We start from the raw sequence: 11,735 nt of genomic DNA on the forward strand, positions 1-11,735 counted from the left end.
TCAGATTTCCTTCACAGGAACGATCGTCACGCTTTCCCCGCACCCGCAGGCATCGGTCTGGTTGGGGTTGTTGAAGACGAATTTCGCATGAAGCGGCGTGACTTCATAGTCTATCTGCGTACCGAGCAAAAACAGCAGAGCTTTCGACTCCAGCACGATCTCCACGCCCTTGTCCTCGACGCGCTCGTCGAGCCCGTCCGGGGTGTCCACGTACTCCATCTCGTATTCCATGCCCGCACATCCGCCATTCTTCACGCCGACGCGCAGGAAGCCGGTTCCGCGCTGGGCCATGATGGCCTTGACGCGCTCGGCAGCGGCATCGGTCAGAGTGACGGCCTTAGGGCGTTCGCGTAGAGCCATAATTCGATCCTAGAACATGTTGAGGGCGAGACGGGCCTCGTCGGACATGCGATCGGGCGTCCAGGGCGGTTCGAAGGTCAGATCGACCAGTGCCTTGTCGACCCCGTCCACCTTCTCCACCGCTTCCTGCACCCAGCCCGGCATCTCGCCGGCGACCGGACAGCCCGGCGCGGTCAGCGACATCTGCACCTTCAGGGTCCCATCCTCCTCCAGGTCGACCTTGTAGATGAGGCCCAGCTCGTAAATGTCGACCGGGATTTCCGGATCGTAGACGGTCTTCAGCGCCGCCACGACATCGTCGGTGATCCGCGCCAGCTCCTCGGGCGGAATCTCGCCCGGGGGCGGCGACACCGCATTCGCCACCTCTTCCGGCGTCGACGGGGTTGTCGAAGCCGGTTCCGCACTCCGCGCGGCGGAGAGGTCGATCACATCTCTGTTGGTCGTCTCGGTCATTGCACTGCCTAAATGAGAAACTCGCGGGACTTTTTCAATGCGTCCACGAACGCATCGGCCTCATCCATCGTATTGTAGATCGCAAAACTCGCCCGCGCCGTCGCGCTGACCCCCATGCGCGCCATCAGCGGCTGGGCGCAGTGATGGCCGGCGCGCACGGCCACGCCGTACTTGTCGAGGATCTGGGCAATATCGTGCGGGTGCGCCCCAGCCATGTCGAAACTGATGATCGCGCCCTTGTCCTGGGCGGTGCCGATGATGCGCAACCCGTCAATCTCCGACAGGCCGGCCACGGCGCGGTCCATCAGGGCCCGCTCATGTTCCATGATGGCCGTGCGGTCATGCCGCTCGACCCAGCGGATCGCAGCGCCCAGCCCGATCGCATCGGCGATCGCCGGCGTGCCCGCCTCGAACTTGTGCGGCGCGTCGGCGAAGGTCACATGCGTTTCGAAGACGTCGGCGATCATTTCCCCCCCTCCCATGAAGGGCGGCAGACGCTCCAGCCAGTCGCCCCTGGCGTAAAGCGCGCCGATGCCGGAGGGTCCGTAGAGCTTGTGGCCGGTAAAAACGAAGAAGTCGCAATCGAGCGCCTGCACATCGACGGGCAGGTGTACGGCAGACTGCGACCCGTCCAGCAGGACCGGCACGTCGTGATGGCTGGCGATCGTCCTGATCCGGGCGGTATCGTTGACCGTGCCCAGCACGTTGGACATGTGGGTAAGCGCGATCAGCCGGGTCTTCTCGTTGACCAGGTCTGCCAGATGTTCGTAATCCAGCTCGCCGGTATCGGTCACGCGCACCCATTTCAGGACTAAGCCTCCGGCATCACACGCCAAACGCCACGGCACGATATTCGAGTGATGCTCCATCTGGGAGATAATGATCTCATCGCCCGGCGCCAGCTTCTGGCAGAATGAGTGGGCAACCAGATTGATCGCCTCGGTGGACCCGCGGGTGAAGACGATCTGATCGGCCGACGGCGCATTGAGAAAACGCCGCACATCCTCTCGCGCCGCCTCGAAGGCCTCGGTGGTCTCGTTGGCCAGCGTGTGCAGTCCGCGGTGCACATTGGCATAGGAGGCACGGTAAACGCCCGCCACGCTCTCTATGACGAACTCCGGCTTCTGGGCCGATGCGGCATTGTCGAGATAGACCAGCGGCTTTCCGTTGATCTCGCGCTCGAGGATCGGAAATTCGCCGCGAATGGCCTCGACGTTCAGGGCACCGGGGATTTTGGCCTGATGGGTCACGACAAGGCCTCCAGCCGTTCGCGCAGCTCGCCCTTCAGCGTCTCGCGCAGCGTTTCGCCGGCGATACCGTCCAGCGGTTCGGCCAGGAAGCTCTCGATCAGCAGTGCCCGGGCCCGGGAGGCGGGCAGACCTCTCTGCCGCATATAGAAAAGCGCCGTTTCGTCTATGGCGCCCAAGGCATTACCATGCGCGCACTGAACGTCATCGGCGTAAATCTCCAGTTCCGGCTTGGCATCGATCTCGGCGCGCTCGTCCAGCATCAAAGCCCGGTGCGTCATGCGTGCATCGGTCTGCTGGGCAATACGGTCGACGATGAACTTGCCCTGGAAGACGCCATGGCCATGTGCGGCGGCGGCACCCTTGACCAGCTGCCGGGTCTGCCCGCCCGGTCCGGTGTGGCGCACGAAGGTCGTGGTGTCGGCATGATGTCCGGCCGCGAGCAGATAGACCCCGCCCAGATCCACTTCGGCTCCCTCGCCGGGATGGGTGATATGGGTTTCCATGCGCGACAGCTTCGCGCCGAAATCCAGCGTGCGCTGATTGAGCTGTGCACCCGGCTCCAGCAGGATTTCGGCTGAAGCGATGAACACGCCTTCCGGCGCAGCTGCGGCCACGCAGATGCGGTCCAGCCGCGCACCCGGCTCAAGCGTGATCTTTAGGTGCCAATTACCCAGCGCGCCGGCTTCGGCCCGGTAGTGCTCGACCAGGGTCACCGCATGACCGGCCGGCACTACGATCTCGGTATCGGCCGCGCTGGCACCCGGTTTCGCCGTCAGAACGAGGTTCAGACGGGCGCCGTCATCCGGGCGCAAGACCGCATCGTCCAGCCCCTCGACGACCAGCTTGCCCGGCGCTTCGATATCGTTCGCCGCACGGCGCAGGTCCGACCATTTCCACAATTCGTGGCGCTTGGTCGGCAAACCCTGCTCGCGGGTCGCCTCGCGCAGTTGCGCGCGCCAGCCCGTGGCGCCGTCCAGCGCGGTGATGAGGGCCGTTTCGGCGGGGGTATGAGTGAGTGTGGTGGCTGTCATGCGCTCACTCCGGTTTCAAACGCTGTCATCCCGGACGCATGCCCGGCCTTGAGCCGGGCGAAGATCCGGGACCCATACGCGCCGATGCGGGTCGGAAGCAGGCTCGCTGTCCGGGGACAAGCGTGCAACACCGGGATTATGGGTCCCGGCTCTGCACCCCGCTTTTGCGGGGTATCCGGCCGGGATGACAAATGAGGTGAAGGCGAAAAGAACATCACGCCGCCTCGCCGAGATACTTGTCATAGCCTTCCGCCTCGAGCTCCTTGGCGAGCTCGGGACCGCCGGACTTAACGATCCTGCCATTTGCCATGATGTGCACGACGTCCGGCGTGATGTGGTCCAAAAGGCGCTGATAGTGGGTGATCACCAGCATGCCGCGATCGGGCGCGCGCAGGGCGTTGACGCCATCGGCAACGGTTTTCAGGGCGTCGATATCCAGGCCCGAATCCGTTTCGTCCAGGATCAGGAATTTCGGCTCCAGCACCAGCGCCTGGAGGATTTCCATGCGCTTCTTCTCGCCGCCGGAAAAACCCACATTCACGGCACGCTTGAGCATGTCCATTTCCACGCCCAGCCGTTTGGCCCGTTCCCGGATCAGCTTCATAAATTCCGGTGCGGAAACCTCGTCCTCGCCACGTGCCGCGCGCTGGGCGTTCAGGGCCTCTTTCAGGAAGGTCATGGTCGGAACGCCCGGAATCTCCACCGGGTACTGGAAGGAGAGATAAAGGCCCAGCGCGGCCCGCTCCTCCGGTTCCAGTTCGGCCAGATCCTCGCCGTCGAACGTCATCGAGCCCTGCGTTACCTCATAGCCCTCACGGCCGGTGAGCACATAGGACAGGGTCGACTTGCCCGACCCGTTCGGCCCCATGATGGCGTGCACTTCGCCGGCCGGAACGTCCAGCGAAACACCCTTGAGGATCGGCTTGTCCTCGCCGTCCTGAATGTCGACCTGACAGTGGAGATTATCGATTTTCAGCACTATTCTTCACCTTCCCAATAGTCCACGGGCTCGCCCCGATAGGCGCGGTGCATGAAGTCCGGCGCATCGCCGGAAGCATCCGACCAGCGCACCGCGGCGACCTTGCCGCTGTCAGGGTATTCGACAATATCGACACCCTGCATGGTCGAGAAACACAGGTATTTCAGATCGCTGCTGCCGGTGTTGACCAGCTGGTGCGCCCGCTCGATGCCACCCGCCGGTGCTGCCATCACATGGCCGGCCCGCACCGGATAGGTTTTTTCGCCCAGCCGGTATTCGCCCTCGCCGTCCAGGATCACGATCGCCTCTTCGAGCACATGATGATTATGACGCGGAAAGGCACGCTTGCCCGGCGGCACAACGGTCAGCATGCAGCCCAGCTGGTCCATGCCGACCTGCGGCCCGATCCGGCCCAGCTTGGCACCGAATGTCTCGCCATGGGCCGTATCCGTCATGGCGATGTCGTCGATATGGGCAACGGGGGAACGGCTCATCGCTCTCCCTCCGGTGCATAGGCGATACAGTCGATCTCGACCGCCGCGCCCAGGGCCAGCTCCTGCACGCCCGCCGTGACCCGGGCCGGCCGGTGGTCGCCGAAAGCAGCCGCATAGGCGTTGTTCATGACCTGATAGTCGGACATGTCGGTGAGATAGACAGTGCAGCTGGTGACATCGTCAAGCGAGGCCCCGGCCAGTCTCAGGGAGCGTGCGATATTGGCGATGGTACGCGTCGTCTCGGGTCCGGCGCCGCCCTCGATCAGCGTAGTGCCACCCGGCAAGCGTCCCAGATGCCCCGATACATAGAGGGTATCGCCACCGCGCACGACCGACGAGAACGGAGCCCAGTCCGGCAGGTCGTCGACGCGCCAGGTTTCCAGTGGCGGCGCGCGATGCACGCCGGTCTCCGCCGATCCGCGGTCGGCAACGACGACACACCCTGTCAGAGCCGCGCAAAGGCCGGCCAAGGCGACGTAGCGGCACACGGTCATCCCACACTCCCTTCCAGGCTCACCTTCAGGAGATTCTGGGCCTCGACCGCGAACTCCATCGGCAATTCCTGCAGCACCTCGCGCACGAACCCGTTGACCAGGAGTGCGGTTGCCGCCTCTTCACCGAGGCCGCGCTGGCGGGCGTAGAAGAGCTGATCTTCGGACAATTTCGTGGTCGTCGCCTCGTGTTCCAGGACGGATTTCGGCGTCTTGCACTCGATATAGGGCACGGTGTGGGCACCGCACTTGTCGCCGATCAACAGGCTGTCGCACTGGGTGAAATTGCGCGAACCCTCGGCCTTCGCGTGGATCGAAACAAGGCCGCGATAGGTCTGGTCCGACGTACCCGCGGAAATCCCCTTGGAGATGATGCGGCTGGTCGTGCCCTTGCCCAGATGGATCATCTTGGTGCCCGTATCGGCCTGCTGATGTCCGTTGGTGACGGCAATGGAGTAGAATTCGCCGCGCGAATTGTCGCCGCGCAGGATGCAGGACGGATATTTCCAAGTGATCGCCGAACCGGTCTCGACCTGGGTCCAGGAGATTTTCGAATTCCGGCCGCGGCAGTCTCCCCGCTTCGTGACGAAATTATAGACGCCCCCCTTGCCGTTTTCGTCGCCCGGCCACCAGTTCTGCACGGTGGAATACTTGATTTCCGCATCGTCCAGCGCAACCAGTTCCACCACGGCGGCATGGAGCTGGTTCTCGTCGCGCATCGGCGCCGTGCAGCCTTCCAGATAGGACACGTAGGCGCCCTTGTCGGCGATGATCAGCGTACGTTCGAACTGGCCGGTGCCTTCCGCATTCATGCGGAAATAGGTCGACAGTTCCATCGGGCACTTCACACCCGGCGGCACATAGACGAAGGAGCCGTCGGAGAAGACCGCCGTGTTCAGCGTGGCAAAATAATTGTCCGAGGCCGGCACGACGGAGCCGAGATATTTGCGCACGAGATCCGGGTGATCGCGCAGGGCTTCGGAGATCGAACAGAAGATCACGCCTGCCTTGGCGAGTTCCTTCTTGAAGGTCGTGGCCACGGAGACCGAGTCGAATACGGCATCCACGGCAACCCGGTTTTCCGAGCCCTTCACGCCGAGGAGGACCTCCTGTTCTTTCAGCGGAATGCCCAGTTTCTCGAAATCGGCCAGGATTTCTTCCGGTACGTCGTCGATACTGTCGTATTTCGCGCCGCTCTTGGGTTCGGCGTAATAGTAGATGTCCTGGAAATCGATCGGCGGATATTTCACCTTCGCCCAGTCGGGCTCCTTCATTTCAAAGAAGCGCTCCAGGGCCTTCAGACGCCACTGCGTCATCCAGTCGGGCTCGCCCTTCTTGGCCGAGATGAAACGCACGGTTTCCTCGCTCAGCCCCTTGGGCGCGAATTCCTGTTCGATATCCGTCGTGAAGCCGTACTTGTACTTGTCGGCCTCGAGCTTCTTGACGTCTTCGATGGTTTCCTTGACCGCAGGCATATCAGCTCACCGCGTTTAGAGTTTTCGTGTTCGATGCGGGACAGGCGCGCCGGAAAGCCTCGCTCCAAGCCTCGACGAAGGCGTCTGCCTGATCCGCCGTGGAATTCCAACCCAGGCTCACACGCACGAATCCGAGCGAAGTGCTCTTGTCGAGCCCGACCGCATTGCCGATTTTCGATCCGTGGGCCTTGCCCGAGGAACAGGCCGCACCGGCGGAGATCGAGAAACCGGCCAGATCGAGAGCCATGACCTGGGTCTCGCCCTTCCAGCCGGCCAAGGCCAGGCCCAGCGTATTCGGCAGACGCTGTGCGCCCTCGCCCAGAATCTGGAGATCCGGGGCCACGGCCTTCAACCCCGCCGCCATCCGGTCTCGGATTTCGGCCAGTTCGGCGAAATTCCCGAGTCCGGCGGTAGATTGTTCCAGGGCCAGGCCCAGACCGGCGATACCCGCGACATTCAGGGTGCCCGCACGCCGCATCTTCTCCTGTCCGCCGCCGTGAAGATGCCGCCTTACAGTGGCATTGCAGTTGGCTATAAGGGCACCTGCGCCCTGCGGGCCACCGTATTTGTGTGCCGATATGGCCGTATAATCACTACCCATCGAGGCTGTATCGACCGGGATCTTGCCGGCGGCCTGGATGGCATCGACCACGGCCAGACCATCGCGGTCCCTGACCAGGCGCACGGCCCCGGCGACGGGCTGGATCGTACCGATCTCGTTGTTTGCCAGCATCAGCGCCAGGACCGGGCGTCCGTCGCGATCCCCGTCCCAGTGCGCCAGCCGGTCTTCCAGCCAGCCCAGATCGGCAATACCCTGAGGCGTCACCGGAATCTCCTCAACCGGCACGCCCAGCGCCTGCACCGTCGCGGCCACCGCCTCGTGCTCGATGGCCGAATGCAGAATGGTCACCGCCGGTGCCGACGCCACGGCGCTGTTCAGTGCCAGGTTCAGCGCTTCTGTGCCCGAACCGGTGAAAATCACATCCTCCGGCCTTGCGCAAAGGGCCTTGCCGACCTGCCGGCGTGCGATCTCGACCCGGCGCAGCGCGGCTTGACCGTCGGCATGCACCGAGGACGCATTGCCGGTTTCGCCCATGATATCCGTCATGAGCCTGATCACGTCCGGCCGCACCGGCGTGGTGGCGTTGTGGTCAAGATAGATCCGCATGGCTATTCGGCAGCAGCGTGCTCGTGCCGTCCGGCCGCTCCGTGTCCCATCCGGCCCGTCGCACCGCTGGCTGCGCCCAGCAGGCGCCGCTCCAGCACATCCTCCAGCGTGATCGAGGACAGGAAGAGAAAGATATGACGGCCCAGCTCGTCCCACAGGTCGTGCGTTACGCAGCGGCGCCCGTCGGCCAGGCAGCCCTTGGTCTGCGAACAGCGTGTTGCACGCAGCGGTTCGTCGACGGCAACGATGATGTCGGAGATGCGAATATCGCCCGGTTCGCGGCTCAGGCGATAACCGCCACCGGGGCCGCGAATGGAGGACACGATGTCCGCCCGGCGCAGTTTGGCAAACAACTGCTCGAGATAGGACAGGGAGATCGACTGGCGCGACGCGATATCGCTCAGCGTGACCGGCCCATCCCCGCTGGCATTGGCGAGATCGGCCATTGCCATCACCGCATAGCGCCCCTTGGTGCTCAGCTTCATGCGTTTACCTCCTTAAACGCTCGCATCCCGCGGCCCGATCATGCTAAGACCCGCCATTCCGGAACGGGGGCGGTCCTGCTTGCAGGGACGCGCGTCCAATATCCGAGTGGATTAGTCAAGAATATGGGCGCACCGTCGCACAAGCGCAATGGACGAATTGCCGCATATTCGCAGGATCAACACCGAAGACCCGAAAAAGGCGAGTGTGAATGCCTGACGTGATCATTCCCGGCCCGGCCGGCCGGCTTGAGGGGCGTTACAGCCCGAGCGAAGACGAGACGGCACCGGTTGCCCTCATCCTTCATGCCCACCCGCTGGGCGGCGGCAACATGGAAAACCCCACCGTCGACATGATGTACGACGTGTTCCGCAAGCGTGGTTTCGCCACGCTGCGTTTCAATTTCCGCGGAGTCGGCCGCTCGCAGGGCAGCTACGATCAGGGCCAGGGCGAACTCTCCGACGCCGCCACGGTGCTGGACTGGGTGCAGGGCTATAACCAGGGCGCCCGCTTCTGCTGGGTCGCCGGCCATTCCTTCGGCGCCTGGATCGGCATGCAGCTTCTGATGCGCCGCCCCGAAATCGCCGGCTTCGTCTCGGTCGCCCCGCCGACCAATATGTACGACTTCACCTTCCTGGCCCCCTGCCCTGCCTCTGGCATCATCGTGCATGGCGGCGCCGACAAGATCGTGCCGCCCGACGATGTCGAACGCGTGATGTCAAAAGTGCGCGTGCAGAAGGGGATCGAGATCACGACGGAAGTCGTGCCGGATGCCAACCACCTCTTCTCAGAGCATCTCGAAGTGCTTGAAGGACATATCGAAACCTATCTGGACACACACCTCCCTCTCGTCGAGAAGGAACGCGCCGAACGTCAGATCACCGGCAAGCGCTAGGCCGCACTAGCCGGCCGCCGCTGACCGGTTCCCGCACGCCCGTGGTCGAGGGAAGACTGGTCGGCAGGCCACGCTCGACCCGGGCCGCGAGCCAGGCAAATGCCTCGGCCTCCAGGAGATCGCCCCGCCAGCCGACCGTTTCCACCGGTTCGGCTACGGTGCCGAGACGTTCGCCGATCATGCGCATCAGCACGGGATTGTGCCGCCCTCCACCTGTCACCAGCAGTCGTCTGGGATGTCCCAACTGCCCGATGGCGTCGGCCACTGTCTGAGCGGTGAAGGCTGTCAGCGTCGCAGCTCCGTCAGCAACGGCCAGCCGTTCGACCGGCTCAAGCGTAAAGTCCCAACGGTCCAGCGATTTGGGCGGTTTCATTGCAAAAAAGGGATGCGCGAGCAGCCGGTCGAGTGACCCGGAATCGATATGGCCTGACGCCGCCAGCTTGCCGTCCCGGTCACAGCTTTGCTCCGTGTGCCGCGCACACCAGGCGTCGATCAACCCGTTGGCGGGACCGGTATCGAATGCCACAGGATCCGTGGCCGGCGCCAGCCATGTCACATTCGCCACGCCACCGAGATTGAGCACGGCCAGAGGCCGTTCCAGACCGCTGCGCTCGCCCAGGGCGGCATGATAAAGCGTCGCCAGCGGCGCACCCTGACCGCCCCGCGCAACATCTTCGGAGCGGAAGTCGAAGACGACGGGAATGCCTGTCGTGTCGGCAAGTGCACGGCCGCTGCCGATCTGGAGCGTTCTTCCCGCGCGCTCTGCCGTCGGCGCACGGTGCAAGACGGTCTGACCGTGAAAGCCGATCAGGTCGATATCCGCAGCCTCGAGCCCCGCCGACCCGATCAGCCTGGCAACCAGTTCGCCATGGCGGCGTGTCAGCACGTCTTCGGCCGCATCGAAGACCGGCATCTTCCCCTCAAAACCCCAGGCGAGCGCCGTATCCACGGCCGCCTGCAATACCGTCCGGTCGGCCCGCGAATATTCGACCGTTTCACCCGGACCGAATGCGGCAATCGCCTCTCCATCGGTCTCGATCAGGGCCGCGTCGATCCCGTCCAGCGAGGTTCCGCTCATCAATCCGATTACGCGCTTCATGCGCTCACCCTCTTTTCAGTTCTGTCGTGCCGACCTAGAAGCCCTCTATCAGGAGAGGGTTCATGAGCGAATACAAGTCCCGGCTGGTGCACGATCTCGTCGATCGCGGCTACATGTTCCAGGCGACCGATATCGACGGTCTCGACGCGGCGGCCTCGAAGGGCGTGATGACGGGCTATATCGGCTTCGACGCGACCGCGCCGAGCCTGCATGTGGGTTCGCTTGTGCAGATCATGATGCTGCGCCGGATGCAACAGGCCGGACACAAGCCGATCATCCTGATGGGGGGCGGCACCACCAAGATCGGCGATCCATCGGGCAAGGACAAATCGCGCCAGATGCTCACCGACGATGTGATCGAGGCCAACAAGACCTCGATCCTGAAAGCCTTCTCCCGCCTGGTACGGATCGGCGACGGGCCAACGGACGCCCTTGTCGTCGACAATGACGAATGGCTGTCGAAATTCGGCTATATCCAGTTCCTGCGCGACTTCGGCCCGCATTTCACCATCAACCGGATGCTGACCTTCGAATCGGTGAAACAGCGCCTGGACCGGGAACAGCCGCTCACTTTCCTGGAATTCAACTACATGCTGCTGCAGGCTGTGGACTTCCTGGAACTGAACCGGCGCTACAATTGCACCCTCCAGCTGGGCGGCGGCGATCAGTGGGGCAATATCGTCAACGGGGTGGAACTGTGCCGCCGCGTCGGCCAGGCCGAAGTCTTCGGCTTCACCACGCCGCTCATCACCACCGCGTCGGGTGCCAAGATGGGCAAGACCGCTGAGGGTGCGGTCTGGCTCAATGCCGACCAGAAGAGCCCGTACGAATACTGGCAGTTCTGGCGCAATACCGAAGACGCCGATGTCGGCCGTTTCCTGCGCCTTTTCACCGACCTGCCACTCGAAGAGATCGCGCGCCTGGAAGCGCTGGAGGGCGCCGAGATCAATGACGCCAAGATACGCCTGGCAAACGAGGCCACGACAATGATGCACGGCGCCGAGGCGGCCCGCCAGGCCGAGGAGACTGCGCGCCAGACCTTCGCGGCCGGCGGGGCCGGCGACGCCCTGCCGACGGTCAGTTTCATTCCGGATGGCGAAACCACGCTGACGGCGCTTTTTGTCGAAGCCGGACTGGCCAGTTCCAATGGCGAGGTGCGCCGGCACATCAAGGCGGGCGCGGCGAAAGTGAATGGCGAAGCGCTGACCGACCCGTTCGCACCGGCCACCGCCGAACTCCTGGTCGACGGGGCAATCAAACTCTCGATCGGAAAAAAGCGGCACGCCCTCGCCAAACCCTCCTAGACCGCCAGGCAGCGGCCTTGCGCACTCCGTCATCCCGACGACGGTCAGGATGACGGGTACCGGGATTGAAAACCTGTCCCCGGCCAATGCATTTCCCCCGGGACGCGCGACGCGTTCGCGCAGGAAATCCCGGCTCTGCGGTCGGTAGAAGTGGAGGGAAGGAACAGAAAGCGCACTTCCTCCGGCCCCGGGCCGGTGCCTGAGGAAGGCGGCACCGCTTCATCGCCGCAGAACAATCGCCGCCTACGAGGCT

13 protein-coding genes are annotated in these 11,735 nt (G+C 63.6%); 2 read left to right on the forward strand and 11 right to left on the reverse strand.

Going from position 1 to position 11,735, the window contains the following annotated elements; genetic code table 11:
- The 10 genes from Q1U94_RS04890 to Q1U94_RS04935 all read right to left on the reverse strand — a co-directional run bounded on the left by Q1U94_RS04890 (position 1) and on the right by Q1U94_RS04935 (position 8,186).
- Positions 1-360 (reverse strand): iron-sulfur cluster assembly accessory protein, encoded by a 360-nt coding sequence (locus Q1U94_RS04890; RefSeq protein ID WP_300542390.1) that lies wholly within the window; start codon positions 358-360, stop codon positions 1-3.
- Positions 361-369: 9 nt separating this feature from the next.
- Positions 370-813, reverse strand: a complete 444-nt coding sequence (locus Q1U94_RS04895) for an SUF system Fe-S cluster assembly protein (RefSeq protein ID WP_300542392.1) — start codon at positions 811-813, stop codon at positions 370-372.
- Positions 814-821: 8 nt separating this feature from the next.
- Positions 822-2,063, reverse strand: coding sequence for a cysteine desulfurase (locus Q1U94_RS04900; RefSeq protein WP_300542393.1), 1,242 nt, complete (start codon positions 2,061-2,063; stop codon positions 822-824).
- Positions 2,060-3,094: a Fe-S cluster assembly protein SufD gene (gene sufD, locus Q1U94_RS04905; protein ID WP_300542394.1), complete on the reverse strand. Its 1,035-nt coding sequence runs from the start codon at positions 3,092-3,094 to the stop codon at positions 2,060-2,062. The genes Q1U94_RS04900 and sufD overlap by 4 nt, the downstream gene beginning before the upstream one ends.
- 214 nt (positions 3,095-3,308) lie before the next feature.
- Entirely contained in the window at positions 3,309-4,073 is a 765-nt protein-coding gene (gene sufC / locus Q1U94_RS04910; RefSeq protein ID WP_300542395.1) for a Fe-S cluster assembly ATPase SufC, read from the reverse strand.
- Positions 4,073-4,567: a cupin domain-containing protein gene (locus tag Q1U94_RS04915; protein ID WP_300542396.1), complete on the reverse strand. Its 495-nt coding sequence runs from the start codon at positions 4,565-4,567 to the stop codon at positions 4,073-4,075. Before Q1U94_RS04915 ends, sufC begins: the two co-directional genes overlap by 1 nt.
- A complete protein-coding gene (locus tag Q1U94_RS04920) occupies positions 4,564-5,061 on the reverse strand; it encodes a RidA family protein (RefSeq protein ID WP_300542397.1) in 498 nt (165 codons plus the stop codon). The genes Q1U94_RS04915 and Q1U94_RS04920 overlap by 4 nt, the downstream gene beginning before the upstream one ends.
- Positions 5,058-6,533 carry a Fe-S cluster assembly protein SufB gene (gene sufB / locus Q1U94_RS04925; RefSeq protein WP_300542398.1) on the reverse strand — a complete coding sequence of 492 codons (1,476 nt, stop codon included), beginning with the start codon at positions 6,531-6,533 and terminating at the stop codon, positions 5,058-5,060. The genes Q1U94_RS04920 and sufB overlap by 4 nt, the downstream gene beginning before the upstream one ends.
- Before the next feature lies 1 nt (position 6,534).
- Positions 6,535-7,701 (reverse strand): cysteine desulfurase family protein, encoded by a 1,167-nt coding sequence (locus Q1U94_RS04930; protein ID WP_300542399.1) that lies wholly within the window; start codon positions 7,699-7,701, stop codon positions 6,535-6,537.
- Positions 7,702-7,703: 2 nt separating this feature from the next.
- Positions 7,704-8,186 carry an Rrf2 family transcriptional regulator gene (locus tag Q1U94_RS04935; RefSeq protein WP_300542401.1) on the reverse strand — a complete coding sequence of 161 codons (483 nt, stop codon included), beginning with the start codon at positions 8,184-8,186 and terminating at the stop codon, positions 7,704-7,706.
- 209 nt (positions 8,187-8,395) lie between these two features.
- On the opposite strand from Q1U94_RS04935, the gene Q1U94_RS04940 reads away from it, so the two are divergent.
- Positions 8,396-9,079 carry an alpha/beta hydrolase gene (locus Q1U94_RS04940; protein WP_300542403.1) on the forward strand — a complete coding sequence of 228 codons (684 nt, stop codon included), beginning with the start codon at positions 8,396-8,398 and terminating at the stop codon, positions 9,077-9,079.
- Here Q1U94_RS04940 and Q1U94_RS04945 read toward each other — a convergent pair.
- A complete protein-coding gene (locus Q1U94_RS04945; RefSeq protein ID WP_300542404.1) occupies positions 9,063-10,178 on the reverse strand; it encodes an anhydro-N-acetylmuramic acid kinase in 1,116 nt (371 codons plus the stop codon). The two genes, Q1U94_RS04940 and Q1U94_RS04945, sit on opposite strands and share 17 nt — an antisense overlap.
- Before the next feature lie 62 nt (positions 10,179-10,240).
- On the opposite strand from Q1U94_RS04945, the gene tyrS reads away from it, so the two are divergent.
- Positions 10,241-11,482 (forward strand): tyrosine--tRNA ligase, encoded by a 1,242-nt coding sequence (gene tyrS / locus Q1U94_RS04950; protein ID WP_300542406.1) that lies wholly within the window; start codon positions 10,241-10,243, stop codon positions 11,480-11,482.
- The last annotated feature ends 253 nt before the right edge of the window (positions 11,483-11,735 follow it).

The organism is Maricaulis sp., assembly GCF_030149515.1.
Taxonomy (GTDB): domain Bacteria; phylum Pseudomonadota; class Alphaproteobacteria; order Caulobacterales; family Maricaulaceae; genus Maricaulis.